We start from the raw sequence: 22,104 nt of genomic DNA on the forward strand, positions 1-22,104 counted from the left end.
CGGGACGGCCCAAAGCCGAACGAACCCCGGAGTCGCCATCAGGAAGGACTGATAGAAATGAGCTGTGGAAAAGACTCCCGTGCATACCGGCTCCCCGCAGTTCGTTCCCCAACTGCTGCACGCCAGGCATCATTTCGGGCAGCGCACTCTCGACTTCGACCGGCAGATAGCCCTGATGGCAATCATCAACCGCACTCCGGACTCCTTTTACGACGGCGGACGCACCTTCGCGCTACAGGCGGCAGTTGATGCTTCACTGCAGGCAGTCGCCGACGGCGCCGATTGGGTGGATATCGGCGGCGCGCCCTTTGCGCCGGGGCCGGCGATCCCCGCGGCTGAGGAAGCCGACCGGATTGTTCCGGTGATCCAGGCCGTCCGGCACGCCTCCGACGTCGTCATTTCGGCCGATACCTTCCTGCCGGAGGTCGCTGAACAGGCCATCAAGGCAGGCGCGAACGTCGTCAATGACACCACCGGCCTGCGGAACCGGGATCTCGCCGCTGTGATTGCCCAGACTGGTGCACACGTGGTGATCACCCATAGCCTTGCCAAGCCGCGGACCATCGTCGGACGGCCCACCTACACCGATGTGGTCGCAGACGTGGCGGAGTTCCTGGTTCGGCAGGTGGAACTAGCCGTTTCGCTCGGTATCAGCGAAGACCGCATCCTGGTGGATCCCGGCCACGACCTGAACAAGAACACCCTGCACTCACTCGAAATCACCCGCCGGTTCTCGGAAATCGCCAGGCTGGGGTATCCGACGCTCGCGGCGGTCTCGAACAAGGACTTCATCGGCGAGACCCTGAACGTCCCAAAGCCTGAACGGGTGGAAGGGTCTCTGGCCGCAGCCGTCATGTGCACCCTCGGCGGCGCCCGCATCCTCCGCATGCATAACGTGGCCGCGGCTCGTTCCGCCATCAACATCGTCGAGGCCGCCATGGGTTGGCGCCGCCCTGCCTATCTCCGGCACAACATGGGGGAGTTCAACGAACCATGATCAACCAGCTCCTGCCGGACAGCGCCGCCGATCGAACCGATGACGACCTGCTGGCGCTCTACGGCTATCCTTCCCAGCGCCCGTGGGTGCGGTTCAACTTCATTTCCAGCCTCGACGGATCAGCTACCCATCAGGGAGTGTCCGCGCCTTTGGGTAATGCGGGTGACCGCCGCCTGTTCGGGCTCATCCGGCGGCTCTGCGATGTGATCCTCGTGGGAGCGGGCACCGTGCGCGCCGAAGGTTATGCCGGGCCACTGGTCAGCGATGAGGACATCCGGTGGCGTACCGCACATGGACTCGCTGCACATCCCGCCCTCGGAATCATTTCAGGCACGCTGGGGGTCGATCCGGACAGCGATTTGTTCAGGCTCTCTCCGGTTCGACCCATACTTTTTACGACGACGGCTGCCGACCAGGAGCGCGTGGAGTCCCTTTCCGCGGTGTCCGATGTCGTCATTGCGGGAGTTGAAAGCGTCGGAGCAAGCACGTGCGCAGCCTGGCTCAACGACCGCGGGCTGGGACGCATACTGTGCGAAGGCGGGCCGAGCGTCTTCGACGGATTTCTTGCGGAGGGTGCAGTGGACGAACTGTGTCTGTCCCTGAGCCCGCTGCTTACCGGCGGGCAGGGTTCACGCATTGCGGCCGGCGTCGACAGTCCCGATCTGCGCGACATGGTGCTGGCGTCGCTGCTCGAATCGGATTCTGCTCTCTACGGACGGTGGGTGCGTGCGCAGGGCCCCTAGCCCGGCGGAACAACCGATACCCGGCTGCGGAGGTCCGTGACGGCAGCGGCCAGGTCTTCATCCGATGGGCAGGAGACGCTGAATACGAGCGCTGTGCCCGTTGCGTGGAAAAGCCGCAGCGAAACTGCGCTCGCGGGAGCATCGCCGGCGGCCTGCTGCGTGTAGGTCAGGAACTCGATTGATGCCGCTGACTCTCCGGGCGATGCTCCCCACAGCCACCCGGTCGTTTCCAGGTACTCGGGCAGGATGCTCGGGTCCAGATAGCGGAACAGAGCCTCGGTCGATGCCCTGTCGTCGCCGTCGACAAGGAGAGGACCCTGCGCCGGCGTAGAGCGCAGCGATGTGGTGCAACCGGCGTCGCTGACGTACACGGACTCACCGTTGACCAACAGTCTGGTCGGCGTCCAGCCCGGTGCCCGGGAAATTGCCTCCGAGAACGCCACAGTATCGGCTTCATCGATATACGCTCCCCGGTCCAAGGTCATGTCATTACCGACAATTTCGGCGCGCGGCAACGGTGGCAGCTCCGAAGCATCTTCAGCAGTTTTCGACGACGTCGGCGCCGGTGCTGGTGCCGTGGGCGCCGCCGGAGTATCCGCGTTTCCGCCGGGTGTAACGGGCACCTCGATCCGGCAGCCCGCGAGCAGCGGCACAAGGGTGACCAGGGCAACACCGGTCAGGAGCGGTCCATCCCGCCATGCCAGCACGGTGCTCCCCCGTCATTCAGTGAATCGTTGACAATGCCCGTATCTACTCTAGCGAGCGCACGGCAGTACCACGGGGAAGCGTTCTATCGGCGCCCCATGCTTACGCCAGCACTTTCAGCGCACCGGGTACTACGTCGATGCGCACCCGGCCGGTGCCAACCGGCTCGCCGTCGGCATACAGCGCGATGTGCGGCACCTCAAGTTCCACGGACGAAGCGGTGCGGATCTGCACCTCGCGGCGTCGCACATGCCGACCTGAGAAGAGGAGCGGGAACAACGCGAGCAGCTTCAGCCGGGGCAGCGGACGAACGACGAGCAGGTTCAGCCGACCGTCGTCGGGCCGCGCGTCCGGTGTGATGAGCATTCCGCCGCCGATGGAACGGAGGTTCGAAACGCAGACAAGCATGGCCAAGACGTCAGCCGGAGCACCATCGACGGTCATCCGGTAGTCCAGCGGCCGACAGAACGGCAGCTCGCGCAGCAGTGCCAGTACGTATCTGGCCCTGCCCCGCGGACGGACCCAACTGTTGGCCCGAGCACTCACCACAGCGTCGAGACCCGCGGAACAGGCAGCTGCAAACCAGATGTCCTGACCGCCGGCGCTCGTGATCAGCCCCAGGTCCATGCGTCGCGCTCCACTCTCCAGTGAGGACAGCAGCACCGTAAGGGCAGCGGAGGGCGAGCGGAGGGGAAGCTTCAGCGAGCGCGCGATGTCGTTTCCGGTGCCGACCGGGATGATGCCCAGCGGCACATCGGTTCCAGCAAGGAGGTTGACCGCGGTGTGAACGAGCCCGTCTCCCCCGACCGCGACGAGTGCGTCCGGGTTGCGCGCCATCGCTGCTGCGAGCTCGTCCGGCAACCGCGCCGCCCCCCGCAGCCCAACGACGTCGAGGTCGTGCCCTGCGTCTTCCAGCCCGCTCAGTACCCCCGGCACCGCACGTGCACCCGCGCCGGAACCTGCCAGCGGGTTCAGTGCAACGATGAGCCTCACCGGATCACCGCGCCGTGAGCCTCCGCTATGGCCATGGCCTGCGCAACGTCGACGACGGCGCCGCGGACATTGAAGTCCTCGGCTTCTATTCCCTCAAGGGCGCTTCCGCGCAGGTCAGCGCTGCGCAACCGTGCACCGCTCCAGGTGACGTTGACCAGGCGGCAGTCGCGCAGTTCGGAATTGCGGAGGTCGGCGTTGCTGAGATCGGCCTCCGTGAAATTGACCTGGGAGAAGGAGCTGCGTTGCAGATCTGCGCCCGCCAACGAGACAAAAGACCAGTTGCCGCCCTCTACGCGGACCGGCTTGAGCGAAGATCCAATGAAGACGCTGCCTGTGAACTTGCAACCTTCGAAGACGGCATCGAAGAAATTGCAGTGTTCGAACCGGCAGTTGTCAAAGGCGCTGTTGACGTGAACGGACACGTTGAACCGCACGTTGCGGAAGACACAGCCGCTGAAGATGCTGCCTTCACTGTGCATTTCAGTGAAGTCGCAGTCGACGAAGCGCTCGCCCCTGTGATCCTCGCGCTCGCTCCGAACCGCATACCAGTCAAGTCCGCTTTGTACTTTGCCATTATCTGCCTCACCAATGCCTGCCATGCCCCTGATGCTAGCTGCCCATTTGCCGGAGGGAACGGCACCGTTTACAGTCAAGCGCGGAACCTGCGAACACCGTTTCTGATCCCATCCCGCATGAAAGGCCACTATGGCAGCCCCCGACCGCACGTACTACACCGTGCTTGGGGTGAGCAGGAGCGCCACTGCGAAGGAGATCAAGGACGGCTACCGCAAGGCCGCCCGGTCAGCTCACCCTGACCAGGGCGGGACCGCTGAACTGTTCCACGACGTGGCCGTAGCCTATGAGATGCTTTCCGATCCCGAGCGCCGCCGCCGCTACGATCGCACCCTCGGTATTGAGGACCCCTTGCCCGGCGCCCGGCCTGCATCCGGTCCAAAACGCCGGCCGCAGGCGACAGCCGCCGAGGCTTACTCCCAACCGCCGCGCTACGAACCCGCCTACGACGCCGGCAGGCAGGCTCCGCCGATTCCGCTCGCCATCGCGCAGCAACAGGTGCACGGCACGGCCCGCCAGCCCGGCGCCCTCGCCCGCCTGAAGCCGGGTGCGACTGCCCGCCATGATGGTGAGCGAGCGACCGCGCGCCTGCTGGAGGCCAGTCTGCTGCCGGGTTTCCCTGCCGCACGGCTCGTCAACGGACTGGCCTTCGGTAGCGGTGCCGACGTCGGGCACGCCCTGCTCGCCGGCTACCGAATCGCCGTCATCGACTCGCTCCTGGCACCGCCTGGGAACTATTCCTGGGATGGTCACCGACTGCGGCATCGCGGCCGTCATGCCGGGGACGTACGAATTACAGAGACGGTGCGTCAGGTTCAGGACCTGTTCCCGGAGTGCAACGTGCGCGGCTGGCTGGTGCTGCACGGCCGCCAGAACAACCCTTTCGAACCGATCGTGGACTACCCGCCCTCGCTGGACCGTTCTGCCCTGGTGTCCGTTCACGTTGCCAACGCCGGCACGTTGCTACGGGAGGTCCGTCGTTTCCTCTCCGAAGGCCCGCAACCCAATACGGTGCAGGTGCCGGTGCTGGCCCGACTGCTCCATGCAGCCGGGCGCTAGGATTACACAGTGTTTCGCATCCTCTTCTACACCCCGGAAATCCCCGGCAACACCGGCAATGCCATCCGCCTTGCTGCGGTTACCGGCGCAGAGCTACACCTGGTTGAGCCCCTCGGCTTCGATCTGGACGATACGAAGCTCCGCAGGGCTGGGCTGGATTACCACGACCTTGCAGTCCTGACAGTCCACCCGGACCTGGACACCGCCCTCGCAGCCCTTCGACCCGACCGGGTCTTCGCCTATACGTCCGAGGGCACCGTTACGTACTCTGACATCCAGTACGGTCCCCGTGACGTGCTCCTCTTCGGACCGGAGTCCGTCGGGCTGCCCGCCGAGGTGAAGAACCACCCCGCCGTCACCGCAACGGTTCGGCTGCCCATGCTGCCGTCGCGCCGTTCACTCAACCTGGCCAACTCCGCATCGATCGTGGTCTACGAAGCGTGGCGCCAGCTGGGATTCGACGGCGCAGTCCAGGCACAGTCCACCGCGAAGGAGCACTCGTGACCAACGTAGGCACCCTGTTCGACGACGGCGCGGTGCACTTCGAGCGCCTCGCTCCCACTCTCTGGAACACGATGGGAAACGCGGTGGTTGCCGCCGCTGACCTGCGCGTGGGCGAGCACGTGCTGGATGCCTGTTGCGGAAGCGGGGCGGGCACCATACCCGCCGCCCAGGTGGTCGGCCCCGAGGGACGGATCGACGCCGTCGACCTTTCCTCCGAACTTCTCGCGCTGGCAGCTGCGAAGGCCGCCGCTCTTGACCTCCACACCATCACCTTCGCCAACGCGGATGTCTCGGCCTGGACGTCCGAGAAGTCCTATGACGCTGTGCTCTGCGGTTATGGGCTCTTTTTCCTTCCGGACATGGCCGATGGCACCCGGCATCTGGCGGCCCAGTTGCGCAGTGGCGGCAAGTTCGCCATGAGCACCTGGCACGAACACGCTCATGAGCCGTTTGCCTCTCTCCTGCGCGACGTCTGCGTCGAAGAGCAACCGCACCTGCTTGAAGCTGCCGTACCCAGACCCATCCGGCAGATGGCAGAGATCTCGTCGGTGGAGAAGCTGCGCGCTTTCCTTCAGGCCGCGGGGTTCGAGTCAATCGAGGTACACGAGGCCCCGCTGCAGATACCGTTGGACGCCGACCTTGCCTGGGCACTGGTCCTGGGCACCGGATACCGCTTTTTGTTGCCTTCCGACGCCGACAGCCGCGAACGCGTCCGCACCCGGTTCCTGGCGAAACTCGGAGAGAACTTCACCTTCAACGCCGATTCCCTGATCGCTATCGCGGTCCGCCGGTAACGCTGGATCAAAGACCCATCCGCTACGCCCTGTGCTCCGAACATGCTGTGTCATCTGTTGCAGTAGATCGAGTACCTGAATACGGAGAAACGGCGGTGGGGCATGGGCGCAGTGGTGGCTGGGCGAAGCGCACTCACCCGCGCTGCATGCCAGCCTGTTCGGGATACCCGATCCGGAGCTTTATGCTTGAAACCTATGGATACGCCACGTGTGAGCCGGATAACGCCCGGCAGGTCAGCCGCTGATCCGGCCGACGGTGAATCCCCGGGTTCCGCAGCTGATCTGGCTGGGCTCCTGCAGCGGATCGCGCAACAGGATCAAAGCGCATTCGCGGAGTTTTATACACAGACGTCGCGCAGGGTCTACGGCCTTGCCCGACGCGTTCTGATTGACCCCGAGCTCAGCGAAGACACCACGCAGGAGGTCTACCTGCAGGTGTGGAACATGGCGGACAGGTTCAATGCGGAAGCCGGAAGCCCCCTGGCGTGGCTGATGACGCTGGCCCATCGCCGTGCGGTGGACAGGGTGCGGTCCGAGCAAAGCTCCACGAACCGGGAAGCCCGGTACGGTGCGGCCATGCAGGTCAAAGACCATGACGACGTCGTCGACACAGTGACGCAGCGGCTGGAAGCTGAAGCTGTGGTGCAGTGTCTGGAGACCCTGACCCCGACCCAACAGGAATCCGTCCGGCTGGCTTACTACGGCGGGCTGACCTACCGGGAAGTGGCCGAGAAGCTCGACGTGGCGGTACCGACCATCAAGTCCCGGATTCGGGACGGATTGATCCGATTGAAAACGTGTTTGGGGGTGAATTGAGATGCAGGACAGAGAAATGAACAAGCAGTTTGCGGATGATCTTCGGCAGGATCTGGCCGGTGGGCTGGCTCCCGAGTGGGCTGAGCTGTATGCCCTGGATGCTGTGAGCGAAGAGGAGCGTGCCACGCTCGAGAACTACACCTCAGCTGCCGCTCCCGACGTCCGCGATGCCTTCCACCGGCGGGTTCAGTCCGCCCGTGAGACGCTGGCGCAGGCTTACGCAGTCCACGAGGAAGAGCCCCCGGCTGACCTGTTCACGCGCATCCTGGACAAACTGCCGACGGACAGTTCGTCGGCCGGCTCTACCGCTGCGCCGCTTCCGGAAGACGAGTTGGCCGCACGCCGCACCCGTCGGAGCCAGTCCCCCGTCGGTCGTTGGCTGGTCGCGGCAGCTGCTGCCGTGGTCGTGGCCGTGGGCGGCGTGACCGTGGCGCAAAACCTGCAGCCTTCGTCCGTCCAGGAGCAGGTGCTGCAGGCGAACGACGTCCAGCGCGAGGAAGTGGCGATCGGTGACACGGGAACCGCTGAACTGGCGTTCTCTGCATCCGAGGATGCGGCAGTCGTAACCCTTGACGGCGTCCCCGCCCCGCCCGAGGGCAAGGTGTACCAGATGTGGCGTCTTCCGGCGGACGGCGCATCACCGGAATCGCTCGGAACGATGACCGGCGAGGACGTAGCCCACACCGAACTCGCCATCGAAGGCATCAACTCTTACAGCGGCCTTGCAATCACTGTTGAGCCGGAGGGCGGCTCCGCAACGCCGACCCTCCCGATCGTGGTGCAGATTCCGTTCGACGCCTAAGGGCGCAAGCCACGCCCGGTCGAAAGGTTCAGAATCCGGCGATGGTTGTATCGGTGTTGACGGGAACCACCTGGAAAACCTCGGCGCATCGCCCCGGGCCCAGGCCGCCGCGCTCACCATTGGCAGCGAGGAAAGTCCGTACGGCGCTGTCCATCCGCTCGATGTCGGGATGCTGGCTGGCGTGAAAACGCAGGGCCTGCATCTTGTCTTCGACATGGTCGGTCACATCAACAAAGTGGTTCTCCAGCTGCGTAGGTCCGCCGAAGAACCACAACCAGGGCACGCGGTAGGCCTCAAGCCCGCGGGCTGCGAGTTCAGGGAAAGCATAGGGGTTCTCAACGGCGGGATAGATTGCCCGGGTGACAGCTTCGCCGCACGCCAGATGGTCGGGATGGCTCTTCTGGATCCGTTCCCAATTGCGCTCAGGGTGCATGGACAGGACGATCTGCGGCCGCACGTTCCTGATCATTTCCACTACGCCGCCCACCAGTTCCTGGTTCGGCTCCAGGTAACCGTCCTTGTGTCCGAGGAAATGCACGGTTTCAACACCGACCAGGCGAGCCGCCGCGCGCTGTTCTTCCCGTCGTCGTTCGACGATGTCGGGGCGGTGCTCGTCTGAGAAGCCCCCCGCGTCCCCGTCAGTCATGATGCAGTAATCGACAACGACGCTGGCCGCACTCCACCGCGCAACCGTACCGGCCGCTCCGAAATCGATATCATCCGGGTGCGCTGCGAAACAGAGGACCCGGCTCACGCCGTCCTCGATCGCCATGGGAAAGTCCGGCATGATCAGCTCTTGCGCTTCCTTATTTCTTCTGTTGCCTGCGGCAGGACGGTCGCCAGATCACCGATGATGCCGAAGTCGGCGATCTCGAATACCGGTGCATCAGGGTCTTTGTTAACCGCAACGATGACCTTCGCAGTCTGCATTCCGGCTTTCTGCTGGATGGCGCCGGAGATGCCAGCGGAGATGTAAAGCTGCGGTGAGACCGTCTTCCCGGTTTGGCCGACCTGCGCCGAATGGTCGATCCAGCCGGCGTCCGTTGCGGCTCTCGAGGCGCCGACCGCGCCTCCCAGCGCGTCCGCCAGATCCTCCACCGGCCCGAAGTTGCCGTCCACTCCCCGTCCGCCTGAAACCACCACGCGGGCTTCGTCCAGGGATGGGCGCCCGCTTGCGGCCTTCTGCGAACGACCGGTGATGCGTGCGGCTGCGCTGGGCACTTCCACTTGCACCGGAACAATCTCGGGAGGGGAACCGCCCTGCGGCGTCTCGATCTCCACACTGTTGGCCTTGACCGTGATGATCGGCCGACCGGTGGTTACAGCAGCGTTCACCCCGTACGAGCCGGCAAAAACCGACTTTGTGGCGGTGAAGTCATTGCCCACCGCTATGGCATCCGTGATGACGCCGGAAGAAAGACGGATACCGGCCCGCGCAGCAATCTCCTTGGCCTCGAAGGTGTTGCCCAGAAGCACGGCGTCCGCATCCGCGTCGACCGCGGCCGCAGCGAGGAAAGCAGCCTTGCCGGCAACCAGCAGCTCTTCAAGCCCGCCCGTCGAGGGCTGATATACGATACCGGCGCCGTAGGCACCCAGCTCCGCCGTGACGCCGCCTGTCAACTCTCCAAACAGGGCAACCACCGGATCCCCGAGTCTGCCTGCGAGTGTCAGCAGCTCACGATCGGTCTTGTGCAGATTGTCGCCGGGCGTATCGATATAGACGAGGACTTTTGCCATTCCAGGGACTCCTTGAAAGTTGTGTCGCTGAGCCGGATGCCGCTAGAGCAGCTTCTGCTCGGCGAGGAAATCGACCAGCCGACGCCCGGCATCGCCCTCGTCGGTGATAACCACACCCTGTGAACGCGGAGGGCGAGGCTGAGCCTGCTCCACCCGGGTCCACGCTCCGGTAAGACCGACCTCAGAAGCATCGAGGCCGATGTCGGCAAGTGAAAGGGTGGTGATCGGCTTTTTCTTGGCTGCCATGATGCCCTTGAAGTTGGGGTACCGGGGCTCGTTGATCTGGTCTGTCACGGAGACGACAGCGGGTAGCGCGCTCTCCACCGTCTCAGCCACGTTATCGCTCTCGCGGCGTGCTGTGAGGCGACGGCCGCCGTCGTCGTCGGTGAGCTCAAGGCTGGAAGCGAAAGTGACCTGAGGCAGTTCGAGCAGCTCCGCGAGCTGCGCGGGAACAAGGGATGTTTCACCGTCGGTCGAAGCCATGCCGGTGATCACCAGGTCAATCTCGCCGAGATGGCGTACGACGGCGGCCAGCGCACGCGAGGTGCCCGACGCGTCTGAACCGGCCAGGGCGTCGTCGTTGAGGTGGACACCCTCATGGGCGCCGATCTGAAGGGCCTTCTTCACTGCGTTCACCGCGGCTGTTGGACCCATGGTGACAGCCGTGACACGGTGGCCGTCACCGCCCTGCGCTTCGACGAGCTGCAGTGCCGCTTCGAGGGCATACTCGTCCAGCTCGGACAGGATGCTTTCCGAGCGCTCAGTGGTGTAGTGGTCTCCGTCAAGGTGACGATCGAACTGGGTGTCCGGTACGTGCTTGACCAACACCGCGATGTTCAGCCCGGGATTTGCCTCGTCCATTGCTGCCTTTCCTCCGGCCAATAGGTGCCCGCAAACAAGCTAACCACACAGGTGTGCCGTTTACCGCAGCCATATGACGAAGCAGCAGCGCCCTGTCCGGGAGCTGCTGCTTCTTCGTTCCAACGGTGTATTTCGGTCGGTGCTAGGCCGGTGACTGGCCGACCGTAACGTCAAGGGTCAGGGTCTCTTCACCGCGAATCAGTTCCACCTGGGTGGACTCTCCTTCGGCGAGCGTCCGTACGGCGGCCGTGAGGGCTTGCGGGTCCTCAATCGGCAGATCGCCAACGCGCGTGATCACGTCACCTTCCTGGAATCCGGCAGTCTCGGCGGGGCTGCCTGGTTCGACAGACTGCACCTGGGCACCGACGGAGAAAGAGCTGCCGCCCTCTGCGCTGCCCGACGCCGCTGCGCCGACACTCACTCCGAGGAAGCCGTGTGTTGCTTCGCCGTTGGCGATGATTTCCTCTGCCACGCGCTGTGCGTAATTGATCGGGATGGAGAAGCCGACGCCGATATTCCCGGCACTCTCGCCCGTTCCAGCAGAGGCGATAGCCACGTTGACGCCGATGATCCTGCCCTGGGAATCAACCAGGGCACCTCCCGAATTGCCCTGGTTGATGGCGGCATCAGTCTGGATCACATTGAGGTAGATGGAGCCCTGGCTTCCCTGCTGCGGGGCTTGGGATCCATCCGGCGGCAGGAAATTGAACCCGTCTCCCGGTTCCTGTTCCGGTGCGTCCGACTGTTCCTCGGGGACTGCGGAGGACTGCACACTGATGGTCCGGTTGAGTGTGGAGACGATCCCATCCGTGACGGTGCCGCTCAGGCCCAGCGGAGCGCCAATCGCGATGGCGACGTCCCCGACGTTCAGCTCGGATGAATCCGCGAGGGTTGCCGGCTGCAGGTCCGGGGCATCGATTTTGATAACCGCCAGGTCCGAGAGTGGATCGGTGCCGACTATCTGCGCCTGAAAAACCCTCCCGTCATTCGTGCGCACCTCAACGGCGGGCTCGGCGACCTGGCCGCCGAGCGTGACGACGTGGGTATTGGTGAGAATGTGGCCCTCGGCATCGAGAATGATGCCCGAGCCGGAACCGCCCGAGCCGCCGCCGCTGACCGAAATTGTTACGACGCTGGGAGAGGCCTTGGCTGCGGCGCCGGTGATCTCGTTGACGCTTTCAGTGTCGTTGACGACGACGGACTGCGCCTGTGCGGGACTGTTATTCGACCCTGGATTGCCTGACTCAAGGAGTGCGTCAGCACCCACCGCCACGCCTCCACCGAGGAGACCGGCGACCAGCATTCCGCTGAGGAACGTGCCGGTTCCGACGCGCCGCCTTGGCTCACGCTGCTTTTTTGCTCCCCCACCGGGCGCCGGATAAGGTCCGTACCCGATAGGTGCTGTGTAGGGGTGGGGCTGCTGCTGCGTGGGTGCGAAGTCCGGGTTGCTGCTCGGCGGGTTCTGCGGCCGGGGAGGAAGCGGGCCGTTGTAGGAACCGGGGGTGTTCTCGGTCATCGGGTGTCCTTTCACTGGTGCTTCCTGAACTATGCCAAAGCAAACTGTGCCTGCCACTGACGTTGCCTGTGCAGCCGCTGTGAGCCAGCCGAAAGAAGGGCCCTTCCCAGTATCCCGCACGGATCAGTGCCAAATTGATTGAGGAGGCGGGAATGCCGGGGTTTCGCTCGGGGCATACTCCTCTCGGTGGACTGCCCCCGGAGCGCGCCATAGAATCGCAATCAGGCAGACGCCGGGGGTTTGTGCCGTACCAACGGCGGTCCGCCTGTTCCCGGAGCGCCCGGCGGACACGTCTGAAGGGTTGTGAATGAAGTCGAGCATCGCACGCATCTGCTCCGCCGCGGGTGTTGGAACATTCGCCCTGTTGAGCCCGCTGGTGGCCGCGCCCGCCTACGCCGTGGATCCGGTCGACTTCAGCTCCCAAACAGTGGTGGATCAGGCTGATGTCCTTTCCGATGCTGAACAACAGCAAGTGGAACAGTCAATCGAGCAGTTGCAAAGCGAACATGGGTACACCCTGCATGTCGCCTACGTCGATTCGTTCAGCAATCCGTCGGATCCGCGCGAATGGGCTGCCGCCACCGCCGAAGTCAGCTCCTTCCAGGCCGATGACGCGATTTTCGTAGTGGGCATTGATGACAGTACCGGCGGTCTCCTCGCAGACAGTTCGAGTGTTGTGGATGACCAGTCCAACGGGATCTACCAGAGTTTCGCGGTACCGGAATTGCGGGACGATGACTGGACGGGTGCCGCGGTCGCCGCTGTCACCGGCGTTGACCAGGTCCTCGATGGCGGGACGGTCAGCCCCGCTGGAACATCCGATGACGGCGGCGGAGGTTCCTTCCTCTTCATCGGTGGACTTCTGGTTCTCGCCGGCGTGGGCGGATACTTCTACCTGCGTTCGAAGCGCCCGAAGCAGGGCGCCCGGGAACAGAACCAGCACCCGTCGGAGATTGAGTTCGGACCCGGCCGGGGCGCCGATGGACAGGTGCTCGATCCGTTGGCTTCACAGAGTGTGGAGGACCTGCGGCTCCGTGCGGGAAGCCTGCTGATAGCCGCCGATGATGCAATCAAGTCGAGCGAACAGGAAGTCGGTTTCGCGCAGGCCCAGTACGGAGACGAAGCCGTCAAGCCGTTCGCCGCCGATATCGCTGCGGCGAAGGCCCACATGAGCGAGTCATTCAAGCTTCAGCAGCAACTTGACGACCATATTCCGGACACCGAGGAAGACCAGCGGAAATGGCTCGGTGACATCATTCGCCGGTGCGAATCGGTCGATGCCAGCCTGCAGGAACACAAGGCCGACTTCGACGCACTACGAAAGCTTGAGCGCAATGCTCCGCAGGCTCTCGCAGACGCACAGGCAGCAGCCGGCGACGTCGGGACCCGCTTGACCGCGGCTGAACAGACGCTGCGCCAGCTGCAGGGTCGATACGCCGCCTCAGCTACCTCGCAGATCGAAGACAATGTGGATCAGGCTCGTGAACGTCTTCAGTTCGTCGACAATGCCGCTTCTACAGCCCAGAGCCACCTTTCAGGGGGCAACACCGGTGCCGCCGTCGTCGCCGTCCGTGCCGCAGAAGAAGGCGTGCACCAAACCAAGGTCCTGCTCGAAGCGATCGACCGACGCGCCTCCGAACTGTCCACCGCCGAGCGCGAAATGGAACGGGCCGTCTCTGACACTGCCCAGGACCTGGCGCAGGCGAAGGCAATGGTTGCCGCAGGATCTCACCCTGAACTCGCCGGGCCAGTAGCAGGAGCTGCCACGGCGCTGGACTCGGTCAAACGCGAAATCGCCTCGGGCAAGTTCGATCCGGTGTCGCTTCTGGAACGAGTCGAGAAAGCACACACCCAGTTGGACTCGACGATCGGCGGCGTGCGTGATCAGGCGGAGCAGATTCGCCGGGCACGCGAAAGTCTGCAGCACACCATCATGGCCGCCCAATCGCGGATCTCCGGCACTGCGGACTATATCCGTGCCCGCCGCGGCGGTGTGGGCAGCGAAGCCCGCACGCGTTTGGCTGAAGCGGAACGCAACCTGGACTACGCGATGCGCATTCAGACTGAAGACCCGGTCACTGCGCTCTCCCATGCTCAGCAGGCCGTAGCCCTTGCGGAACAGGCCGGCCAGATCGCCCAGAGCGATGTGGACGGGTTCGGCGGCCGGATGGGCGGCTTCGGCGGCGGCGGTATGTTCGGCGGTCGCGGAGACGGCATGGGCGGCGCGCTGCTCGGCGGCATCCTCATCGGTTCCATTCTTAACGGCGGCGGTCACGGCGGCGGATTCTTCGGCGGGGGCGGTGGCGGCTTCAGCGGGGGCGACGGCGGCGGCGTGTTCGGCGGAGGCGGGTTTGGCGGGTTTGACGCCGGTGGCGGCGGATTCGGTGACTTCGGGGGCGGCTTCGGAGATTTTTAGATGAGCGACCTCAACAGGCAGTGAACTACGTAGGCAGATCGAAAGGTATCCCATGGTAAAGCAATCAATATTCGGACGTATCGCAACACTGGCGAAAGCCAACATCAACGCGATGCTGGATCAGGCGGAAGACCCACAGAAGATGCTCGACCAGATGGTCCGCGACTACTCGAACAGTATCGCCGAGGCGGAGAGCGCAGTGGCGCAGACCATCGGAAACCTGCGCATGCTTCAGGAGGACTACAACGAGGACCGCGAGAACGCCCGCACCTGGGGAAACAAGGCGCTCGCGGCATCGAAGAAGGCCGACGAATACCGTGCGTCCGGGGACACAGCGGACGCCGAGAAGTTCGACAATCTGGCCAAGGTAGCGATCCAGCGGCAGATCACGGCAGAGAACGAGGCCAAGGGCGCAGAGCCCACCATCTCGTCCCAGACCGAGATCGTCGACAAGCTCAAGACCGGGCTCAACCAGATGAAGGGCAAGCTCAACGAGCTCACCAGCAAGCGCGATGAGCTTATTGCCCGCTCTCGCACGGCAGCGGCACAGGCGCAGGTGCACGATGCGATGAAGAGCATCGACTTCATGGATCCCACGAGCGAGGTAGGCCGCTTCGAGGAGAAGATCCGCCGCGAAGAAGCACGTGTCCTCGGTCAGGCCGAACTTGCCAATTCAAGCCTGGATGCGCAGTTCGAGAGCCTCGAGGACCTGGGCGAACAGAGCGAGATAGAAGCACGTCTCGCTGCTCTCAAGTCCGGCAGCTCCGATGCAGACGCTCCTTCAGCCATTGAGCAGGGCGAGGAAAGCCCGAAGTACTAGCCAAAAGCTTTCCTGCACGACGGCGGTTCCTCACGGGACCGCCGTCGTATCTGCTTACGGACCCGCTGGCCGTTGGATCCGCTGGCCGTTGGCCGCCGGTACATTGGGAGCTATGGCCCTGACAGTAGTATGGCTTCGCGACGACCTTCGCATCGCCGACAATCCTGCGCTGCACACTGCGGCTGAGCGTGGTGACGTCGTCGTCTGTTATCTGCTGGACGAGGTGAGCGCGGGCATACGGCCGCTCGGCGGTGCCAGCCGATGGTGGCTCCACCACTCGCTGTCCTCGCTGGCTGGTGCACTGGAGGAGCGTGGGATTCCGCTGGTACTCCGATCGGGCCAGGCAGAGGAAGAGATCCCGCGTCTCCTCACAGAGTGTGGGGCGGATGCTGTCTTCTGGAACCGCCGATACGCGTTCACGGAGCGAAATATCGATGCATTGCTTACCGCGTCCCTGACCGACGACGGATACCAGGTACAGGACTTCCAGGCGAACCTGATGTTCGAACCCTGGCAGGTAGCCACGGGCAGCGGTTCCCCCTACAAGGTCTTCACTCCCTTTTGGCGTGCCTGCCGTAACCGACAGGCACCGCGGGCACCGCTTGATGCGCCTCCTGAGTTAAGAGGCCCGAGGATACCCTCGGAAGACCTCGACGCGTGGCAGCTGCTTCCCAGCTCGCCCGACTGGGCCGGTGGCCTGAGGGAAACGTGGACCCCGGGAGAGCCAACGGCCCAGGTGCTCCTCGAACACTTTTTGACCGATACCGTTGACGGATATGCGCAGGCACGCCAGCTGCCGAACGTTGAGGGGACAAGCCGACTTTCGCCCCATTTGCGGTTCGGTGAGATAAGTCCGTTCCAGGTGTGGCATTCGGCGCAGAGCGGTTCTACCTCCGCAACTGCGGATGATCTGACGGTCTTCACGCAGGAGATCGGCTGGCGGGAGTTCTGCTGGCAGCTGCTCTACCACCAACCGCAGCTCGCTACTGAGAACTACCGATCGGAGTTCAACGCTTTCCCCTGGCAGCAGCCGGAAGCGGAAGATCTGGACGCTTGGCGTCATGGGCACACGGGGTTCCCCTTGATCGATGCCGGCATGCGCCAACTCTGGCACACCGGCTGGATGCACAATCGGGTGCGTATGACCGTGGGTTCATTCCTCGTCAAAAACATGATGGTGGACTGGCGGGTGGGTGAGCAGTGGTTCTGGGACACGCTGGTGGACGCTGATCCCGCGAACAACGCAGCGAACTGGCAGTGGGTAGCCGGCTCGGGAGCCGATGCAGCTCCCTACTTCCGCATCTTCAACCCGGTAACACAGAGCAGGAAATTCGATCCCGACGGCGGTTACCTCCGCCGTTGGGTTCCAGAGTTGCGTTCGGTGAGTAATGTGCATGAGCCGTGGAAGGATGATTCGCCCGGCGGCTATGCCGCGCCGCTTCTGGATTTGTTGGCTTCACGGGATCAGGCACTCAGCGCGTACCAGGATCTTCGCCGGGGCTAGCTGCCTTTATCGACCGCCGCTTGAGCAGTTGGGGCACGGCTACCCACAGCGCGAAGATGAGCACGGCAAGACTGATCGCGGTGATGCTACCCGCTGTCCGGTTCAGCACGATGTCAAAGATCAACCCCGTTGTCCCAATCAGGACCACGGCCACGAGCATCATCGTTGCCCGGAGAATGCGGTGCGCGTGGCGAACCAGCGCCTCCTTGATCCGCAACCGGAAGAACGTTCGGTGCATGATGACTGTACCGAGCAGCAGTGCCGTGATGAGTGCGGATAGCACCACAAGCACGAGGTACACAGCGATCTGGAACGAATCAAGCTCGGTAAAGCGGGACTGGAAAGGCAGCGTGAGAAGGAAGCCGGTGAGAATCTGGATACCGGTCTGGAGTACGCGAAGCTCCTGAAGTATTTCCAGCCAGTTCCGGTCGACCCGCTGGAGCGCGGTTTCCCCGCGTTCCTTGTCCTCACCAACCGCGCCCTGTTCGATCATGGACATAGTGTAGGTGAGCTGTGGTCGCGGTGCGGGAACGGTCGCGGGATCTCAATCCCATAAATGACGGAAGTCCTGAAAGCTTGGCTTCCAGGACTTCCGTCTCTTTGTTGCGGGGGCAAGATTTGAACTTGCGACCTCTGGGTTATGAGCCCAGCGAGCTACCGAACTGCTCCACCCCGCGGCGTGATTACTACTCTACCCGCCGCGGGGACAGATCCCAAATCGGGATCCAGATCTCTTATTCGGGGGCCCCTCCAGCCGCTTCCGAGAGGCGTGTTTCGGCGTCCAGCGCCCGCTGCAGTGCCTGGTCGAGCCGCTCCTGCGCCTCGCCGTACGCTGCGAAGTCGCCATCAGCCAGTGCGGCCTGTCCCTCCTGAATCGCTGCGTTCGCGTCCTCAAGCGCTGCACGAAGATCCGCTGCGGGGTCCCCCGTTCCCGGATCCGCGGGAGTGGTCGGTTCCTCTGCGGGTTCCTCGGTTGGCTCCGCCGTCGGCTCTTCCCCTGCCGGCGGCGCGGCCGGGTCGTCAGGGGTCTCCCCGACGTTCTCGCTGTCGCCGGTAACAGCGCCGGAGTCTCCCTGGAACACCTGGTCCAGGGCTTCGTCCAGTGTCGGTGCAAAGCCGACCTGCTCGCCGAAGCTCACCAGTACGCGACGCAGCACCGGGAAGGATGAGTCACCGGACGACTGGACATACACCGGCTGAACGTAGGCGATACCGCCGCCGATCGGCAGAGTGAGCAAGTTGCCGCTGATGACTTCTGATGCGCCCTGGCGCAGGAGGTTCAGCTGTTGCGAAACCTCCGTGTCGGAGTTGAAGAGGTTCGCTGCCTGGCCCGGGCCAACTGCTGAGTCCTGTCCGGAGGAGTCGAGCAGGCGGAGGGTGCCGTAGGTTTCCGCCTTGACTCCATTCTCGCCGGTTCCCGCATCACCGTCTGCGGCAAGGAATCCGTACAGGATGTTGCGCGGTTCCTGGCCCTCCGGAACGAATGGAATGAACGGCGTCGTCAGTGAGAAGCTTGCGGACTCCTGTTCGGGCATCTGCAGCGACAGGTAGAACGGCGGCTGCTTGACCTCCTGCTCACCGTCCTCCAGCGTCGGGTCGATCGGCACGGTCCACGCTTCGTTGTTGCTGTAGAAAGGCAGCGTTTCCGTTACGTGGTATCGAGCGAGCAGCTCCCGCTGAACCTTGAAGAGGTCCTCCGGGTACCGCACATGCGCCATGAGATCGGCCGACATCTCGCTGAAAGGCTGCAGGGAGGTCGGGTAGATCTGCTGCCAGGCCTGCAGAATCGGGTCCTGATCGTCCCAGGCGTACAGGTCAACCGAGCCGTCGTAAGCGTCAACCGTTGCCTTGACTGCATTGCGGATGTAGTTGACCTGTTCGGCCGGCAGTGCAGTCGCCACACCCTCAGCGGTCAGCGAATCAACCGTCGCTGACTGAAGCTCCTGCTGCGTTGAGTACGGGTACTCGGAGCTGGTGGTATAGCCCTCGATGATCCACTTGACGCGCCCGTCGACGATCGCCGGGTAGGTATTGCTGTCGAGGGTGAGGTAGGGAGCGACCTTCTCGACGCGCTCGACAGGATCGCGGTCATACAGGATCTGGGAGGCAGAGTTCACCTGGTCTGACAGCAACAGGTCGGTGGACTGGAACTTCAGCGCATACACCAGCCGGTTGAAGAAGCTGCCAATTCCCGGGCCCCCGTCGCCCTGGAAGGTACTGCGGGCTTCCTGGTCCGACTCTTCGGTCTCCGGCCGGTCAATCTCTACCGGTGTTTCCCCCTCCGGGGCACCGACGATCGAGTACTCGGGTGACTCCTCACCGAAATAGATCCTCGGTTCATAGGTGCTTTCGTCACCGAGCAGTCCGGTGGACGGGATTCCCGACTGGATGAACTCAGGACGACCATCCGGCTCCACGGTCGATCCGGCGGCAGCCACTACTCCGTAACCGTGGGTGTAGTACACGTGCTCGTTAATCCAGCCGTCGGGTACACCGGCGGTGTTCAGCTCGCGCACCGCGATAACGGTGTCCTCCACTTCACCGTCAATCTCATAGCGGTCAACGTTGAGGATTTCGGGAAATTGGTAGTACTGGCGGAACTGCTGAAGCTGGCTGAACGCATCGCTTACCAGGTTGGGATCAAGGAGACGGATATTGGCCGTGGTTTCGCCGTCCTCATCCAGGGCGCCCTCTTCGGGGACGTCCGTAGCTGCGTAGTTGTCGACCTGAACCTGGTCAAGACCGTAAGCGGCCCGCGTCATCGCGATGTTGCGGTCGATGAACTGCTCCTCGCGATTGAACTCATTGGGCACAACCTGGAAGCGCTGAATCACCCATGGGTAGACGCCGCCCGCGAGGATGGCCGTGATGACCAGCATCGCCGTTCCGATGACGGGTAGGCGCCACCTGCCGATCACAGCAGAGACGATGAAAAGTACCGCCACAATGATCGCGGCGGCGGCGAGGATTGCCTTGGTGGGGATGACGGCATTCACATCCGTGTAGAGGGCTCCTGCCCATTTGCCGTCGCTGCCGGTGACGGTGGCGTACCGGTCCAACCAGTAATTGACGCCCTGCAGGATCAGGAAGAGGGCAGCCAGGACCGCGATGTGGGTCCGCGCAGCCCTGCTGGTGAACAGCCCTTTTTCCTCCAGGCGGATGCCGCCGTACAGGTAGTGCGTGAGCACGCCGGCAATGCCGCTGATGACGACGACGCTCACCAGGAAGCCGAGCAGGAAGCTCAGGAACGGGAGCGTGAAGACGTAGAACGCGATATCGAGCCCGAACTCCGGATCGGTTTCGCCGAAAGGCACTGAATTGAAGAACAGAAGCATCCGTTCCCACTGGGATGACGCCGCCGTACCTGCGAACGCTCCGAGCACGATCGGGATGCCAAGCATAAGCAGCCGGCGTATCGGTTCAAGCTGTGCCTGGTAACGGTTCAGATTGTCCTGAATGTTGCTGTCCGGTGCATAGATGGGCCGTGAGCGGTAGGCGATCCGGAGGCTGAAGTAGACGCTGGCACCCATGATGAGGAAGGCCGCCACGAACAATCCGATGCGGGAGAGGTTCTCGGTGACGAACACCTCAAGGAATCCGAGCTGGTTATACCAGAGCACATCGGCATAGACCTGCGAGAAGTAGACGAAGCCAACGACGATCAGACCGAGAACGATCAGGGTCGGCACCAGCGGCCCGCGCCGCCGGGTTGGGGAAGAAGACGGTTGGCTCGGTCGACTGCTGAACGGCCGGTCAGGTCCGGATGTCACTATTACCTCATCCTTGGGGGTACGGGAATGCTGGATGCGCTCAGCGGCGCACGGTTTCCTCTTGTTTATTCTGCCCTGTGCACGTCTGGGCCACACAATTCAGTTCCGTCCGGGCCGATGCACGCTGGAATCGTTTCCCAATCGTGTCCGGGTTCCGCGTTTGAGCGGGCAGGTCAACCTTCGCAGGAAGGCAGCAGCGCGCCGTCGTCGTTCTCTGCTCCGAGTGTCCGGACGGCAGCGACTGCGTCGTCAAGGGTCTCGACGCTGACCACCCGCAGGCCATCGGGAACATGACCGACCACCTCAGCACAGTTTGCCGCCGGGGCGAGGAAAACCTCCGCACCTGCTTCCCTGGCGCCGACCAGCTTCTGGCGGATCCCCCCGATGGGCCCGACCGCGCCGGACGAGTCGATGGTTCCTGTGCCGGCGAAGTGCCTGCCGCCGGTCAGTTGCCCCTCAGTCAGTTTGTCCACGATTCCGAGGGCGAACATTGTTCCGGCTGAAGGACCGCCGACGTTGTTCAGCGCGATATCCACCTCGAACGGAAACTGGAATTCGGACATGAGGAAGACACCGAGCTGGTAATCACCGGACTCGCCCTTTCGCGGCTCTACCGATTCCACAACCGTCTCGCCGTTGCGGGTAACGGTGATGTCGACGCTCTCACCACCGGCCGCATTCAGCGCATCTTTCAGCGGCTGCAGCGACTCGATCGCTTCGCCATTGACGTCGGTGAGGAGGTCCCCTTCCTGAAGAATTCCCTCGGCAGCTGAGTCCGGCGCGAAGCCCACTACCGAGAGCGTTTCCCCGTAGGGAATTTCCAGGTGGGCAAGCGCCGCTGCGACCGCCGATTCCTGCGAGGAGGTCATTGCCTCTGCGTTCTGCTCCTCGATGTCTGACTCCGAAACGTCCGGCGGGTAGACCAGTTCGCGCGGCGTAACTGCCTGCGCAGGGTCCGTCCACGCCCGGAACGCATCGAAGATGCTGATTTTCTGCCCAGGGCCGCCGGCAACGAAGACGGTGGTCAGGTCCAGCGCGCCGTCTGTCGGGTAGGTCTCGCGACCCTCAACGGTGATGAGCGGTTCCTGGTTGATCTGACCGATGGTGTTGAAGGTAGGACCGGGTGACTCTACAACGTAGGGGGAGGGCAGCAGCACGGCCGCGGCGCCGAGGCCCAGTGCAAGCAGCCCTGATACAGACATCACAGTGAAGCGGGGGTCCCGCTTCACGGCGTCGTGCTTTGGCCGGTCTGTGTGCTCGGTAAGCGGGTGGGTCAACGGTGTCACCTTCAGATTGGGGGCGCCTGCCGCCTCCGCCGCGGGGCGGAAGGTCCGGGCATCACGTCCCAAGCCTACAAGCCGGACGTGGGCAGAAGGGATTTGTCCGCGGACCCGCTTTGCCTAGAGCGAACTCTCCCGGGGCGTGCAGACAAGTGCGGGGGCTGCCGGTAACGTTTGAGTCCCGACCAGCCATGCCGCGGCTGGCTATGGCATC

At 63.5% G+C, this 22,104-nt stretch carries 20 protein-coding genes and 1 tRNA gene; 10 read left to right on the forward strand and 11 right to left on the reverse strand.

The features are described 5' to 3' along the window. The first annotated feature begins 112 nt into the window (after positions 1-112). A complete protein-coding gene (folP, locus tag Q0877_RS04230) occupies positions 113-997 on the forward strand; it encodes a dihydropteroate synthase (RefSeq protein WP_299166199.1) in 885 nt (294 codons plus the stop codon). Next, positions 994-1,740, forward strand: coding sequence for a pyrimidine reductase family protein (locus tag Q0877_RS04235; RefSeq protein ID WP_299166013.1), 747 nt, complete (start codon positions 994-996; stop codon positions 1,738-1,740). The genes folP and Q0877_RS04235 overlap by 4 nt, the downstream gene beginning before the upstream one ends. On the opposite strand, the gene Q0877_RS04240 is transcribed toward Q0877_RS04235, so the two are convergent. The 3 genes from Q0877_RS04240 to Q0877_RS04250 form a co-directional block, all read right to left on the reverse strand. Continuing rightward, complete coding sequence (locus Q0877_RS04240) at positions 1,737-2,447, reverse strand: hypothetical protein (protein ID WP_299166015.1); 711 nt, start codon at positions 2,445-2,447, stop codon at positions 1,737-1,739. The two genes, Q0877_RS04235 and Q0877_RS04240, sit on opposite strands and share 4 nt — an antisense overlap. Before the next feature lie 100 nt (positions 2,448-2,547). Further along, complete coding sequence (locus Q0877_RS04245; RefSeq protein WP_299166018.1) at positions 2,548-3,438, reverse strand: diacylglycerol kinase family protein; 891 nt, start codon at positions 3,436-3,438, stop codon at positions 2,548-2,550. Next, positions 3,435-4,037, reverse strand: coding sequence for a pentapeptide repeat-containing protein (locus tag Q0877_RS04250; RefSeq protein ID WP_299166021.1), 603 nt, complete (start codon positions 4,035-4,037; stop codon positions 3,435-3,437). The genes Q0877_RS04245 and Q0877_RS04250 overlap by 4 nt, the downstream gene beginning before the upstream one ends. A 106-nt stretch (positions 4,038-4,143) precedes the next feature. On the opposite strand from Q0877_RS04250, the gene Q0877_RS04255 reads away from it, so the two are divergent. The 5 genes from Q0877_RS04255 (at position 4,144) to Q0877_RS04275 (ending at position 7,986) form a co-directional block, all read left to right on the forward strand. Then, positions 4,144-5,070, forward strand: a complete 927-nt coding sequence (locus Q0877_RS04255) for a J domain-containing protein (RefSeq protein WP_299166023.1) — start codon at positions 4,144-4,146, stop codon at positions 5,068-5,070. 9 nt (positions 5,071-5,079) lie between these two features. Beyond that, positions 5,080-5,574 carry a tRNA (cytidine(34)-2'-O)-methyltransferase gene (locus Q0877_RS04260; protein WP_299166025.1) on the forward strand — a complete coding sequence of 165 codons (495 nt, stop codon included), beginning with the start codon at positions 5,080-5,082 and terminating at the stop codon, positions 5,572-5,574. Beyond that, the gene (locus tag Q0877_RS04265) at positions 5,571-6,368 is read left to right on the forward strand and encodes a class I SAM-dependent methyltransferase (RefSeq protein ID WP_299166027.1); all 798 of its coding nucleotides are present in this window, start codon (positions 5,571-5,573) and stop codon (positions 6,366-6,368) included. Before Q0877_RS04260 ends, Q0877_RS04265 begins: the two co-directional genes overlap by 4 nt. Before the next feature lie 195 nt (positions 6,369-6,563). Continuing rightward, a complete protein-coding gene (gene sigK / locus Q0877_RS04270; protein WP_299166029.1) occupies positions 6,564-7,184 on the forward strand; it encodes an ECF RNA polymerase sigma factor SigK in 621 nt (206 codons plus the stop codon). A gap of 16 nt (positions 7,185-7,200) precedes the next feature. After that, positions 7,201-7,986: an anti-sigma factor gene (locus tag Q0877_RS04275; RefSeq protein ID WP_299166030.1), complete on the forward strand. Its 786-nt coding sequence runs from the start codon at positions 7,201-7,203 to the stop codon at positions 7,984-7,986. A gap of 28 nt (positions 7,987-8,014) precedes the next feature. Here the strand turns inward: Q0877_RS04275 and Q0877_RS04280 are convergent, their stop codons facing one another. The 4 genes from Q0877_RS04280 to Q0877_RS04295 all read right to left on the reverse strand — a co-directional run bounded on the left by Q0877_RS04280 (position 8,015) and on the right by Q0877_RS04295 (position 12,100). Further along, positions 8,015-8,773: a PIG-L deacetylase family protein gene (locus Q0877_RS04280; RefSeq protein WP_299166031.1), complete on the reverse strand. Its 759-nt coding sequence runs from the start codon at positions 8,771-8,773 to the stop codon at positions 8,015-8,017. Between the two features lie 2 nt (positions 8,774-8,775). Continuing rightward, positions 8,776-9,723: an electron transfer flavoprotein subunit alpha/FixB family protein gene (locus Q0877_RS04285; RefSeq protein ID WP_299166033.1), complete on the reverse strand. Its 948-nt coding sequence runs from the start codon at positions 9,721-9,723 to the stop codon at positions 8,776-8,778. Positions 9,724-9,765: 42 nt separating this feature from the next. Next, positions 9,766-10,584 (reverse strand): electron transfer flavoprotein subunit beta/FixA family protein, encoded by an 819-nt coding sequence (locus Q0877_RS04290; protein ID WP_299166035.1) that lies wholly within the window; start codon positions 10,582-10,584, stop codon positions 9,766-9,768. 142 nt (positions 10,585-10,726) lie between these two features. Beyond that, the gene (locus Q0877_RS04295) at positions 10,727-12,100 is read right to left on the reverse strand and encodes a S1C family serine protease (RefSeq protein WP_299166037.1); all 1,374 of its coding nucleotides are present in this window, start codon (positions 12,098-12,100) and stop codon (positions 10,727-10,729) included. A 307-nt stretch (positions 12,101-12,407) separates the two neighbouring features. Here Q0877_RS04295 and Q0877_RS04300 point away from each other — a divergent pair, with 307 nt between their 5' ends. The 3 genes from Q0877_RS04300 (at position 12,408) to Q0877_RS04310 (ending at position 16,840) form a co-directional block, all read left to right on the forward strand. Then, positions 12,408-14,516 carry a TPM domain-containing protein gene (locus tag Q0877_RS04300; RefSeq protein WP_299166039.1) on the forward strand — a complete coding sequence of 703 codons (2,109 nt, stop codon included), beginning with the start codon at positions 12,408-12,410 and terminating at the stop codon, positions 14,514-14,516. A 52-nt stretch (positions 14,517-14,568) separates the two neighbouring features. Continuing rightward, positions 14,569-15,336, forward strand: coding sequence for a PspA/IM30 family protein (locus tag Q0877_RS04305; protein WP_299166041.1), 768 nt, complete (start codon positions 14,569-14,571; stop codon positions 15,334-15,336). Between the two features lie 112 nt (positions 15,337-15,448). Continuing rightward, positions 15,449-16,840, forward strand: a complete 1,392-nt coding sequence (locus Q0877_RS04310; RefSeq protein WP_299166044.1) for a deoxyribodipyrimidine photo-lyase — start codon at positions 15,449-15,451, stop codon at positions 16,838-16,840. Here the strand turns inward: Q0877_RS04310 and Q0877_RS04315 are convergent. From Q0877_RS04315 to Q0877_RS04330, 4 genes are all read right to left on the reverse strand, one after another. Beyond that, positions 16,809-17,333, reverse strand: coding sequence for a DUF6328 family protein (locus Q0877_RS04315; protein ID WP_299166045.1), 525 nt, complete (start codon positions 17,331-17,333; stop codon positions 16,809-16,811). The genes Q0877_RS04310 and Q0877_RS04315 overlap by 32 nt on opposite strands. Positions 17,334-17,443: 110 nt before the next feature. Next, a tRNA-Met gene (locus Q0877_RS04320) sits at positions 17,444-17,517 on the reverse strand. A 57-nt stretch (positions 17,518-17,574) separates the two neighbouring features. After that, on the reverse strand, positions 17,575-20,532 hold the full coding sequence (locus tag Q0877_RS04325; protein ID WP_299166201.1) for a UPF0182 family protein: 2,958 nt from the start codon (positions 20,530-20,532) through the stop codon (positions 17,575-17,577). Positions 20,533-20,783: 251 nt separating this feature from the next. After that, on the reverse strand, positions 20,784-21,887 hold the full coding sequence (locus tag Q0877_RS04330) for a PDZ domain-containing protein (protein WP_299166047.1): 1,104 nt from the start codon (positions 21,885-21,887) through the stop codon (positions 20,784-20,786). Between the last annotated feature and the right edge of the window lie 217 nt (positions 21,888-22,104).

It is taken from the genome of uncultured Arthrobacter sp. (assembly GCF_947495145.1).
Classification (GTDB): Bacteria; Actinomycetota; Actinomycetes; order Actinomycetales; family Micrococcaceae; genus Arthrobacter_D.

Coding starts and splice junctions, on each gene's coding strand:
- Q0877_RS04275 (WP_299166030.1), top strand. CDS start 7,201: ATGAACAAGCAGTTTGCGGATGATCTTCGGCAGGATCTGGCCGGTGGG.
- Q0877_RS04315 (WP_299166045.1), bottom strand. CDS start 17,333: ATGATCGAACAGGGCGCGGTTGGTGAGGACAAGGAACGCGGGGAAACC.
- Q0877_RS04285 (WP_299166033.1), bottom strand. CDS start 9,723: ATGGCAAAAGTCCTCGTCTATATCGATACGCCCGGCGACAATCTGCAC.
- Q0877_RS04280 (WP_299166031.1), bottom strand. CDS start 8,773: ATGCCGGACTTTCCCATGGCGATCGAGGACGGCGTGAGCCGGGTCCTC.
- sigK (WP_299166029.1), top strand. CDS start 6,564: ATGGATACGCCACGTGTGAGCCGGATAACGCCCGGCAGGTCAGCCGCT.
- Q0877_RS04250 (WP_299166021.1), bottom strand. CDS start 4,037: ATGGCAGGCATTGGTGAGGCAGATAATGGCAAAGTACAAAGCGGACTT.
- Q0877_RS04300 (WP_299166039.1), top strand. CDS start 12,408: ATGAAGTCGAGCATCGCACGCATCTGCTCCGCCGCGGGTGTTGGAACA.
- Q0877_RS04235 (WP_299166013.1), top strand. CDS start 994: ATGATCAACCAGCTCCTGCCGGACAGCGCCGCCGATCGAACCGATGAC.
- Q0877_RS04305 (WP_299166041.1), top strand. CDS start 14,569: ATGGTAAAGCAATCAATATTCGGACGTATCGCAACACTGGCGAAAGCC.
- Q0877_RS04295 (WP_299166037.1), bottom strand. CDS start 12,100: ATGACCGAGAACACCCCCGGTTCCTACAACGGCCCGCTTCCTCCCCGG.
- Q0877_RS04290 (WP_299166035.1), bottom strand. CDS start 10,584: ATGGACGAGGCAAATCCCGGGCTGAACATCGCGGTGTTGGTCAAGCAC.
- Q0877_RS04310 (WP_299166044.1), top strand. CDS start 15,449: ATGGCCCTGACAGTAGTATGGCTTCGCGACGACCTTCGCATCGCCGAC.
- Q0877_RS04255 (WP_299166023.1), top strand. CDS start 4,144: ATGGCAGCCCCCGACCGCACGTACTACACCGTGCTTGGGGTGAGCAGG.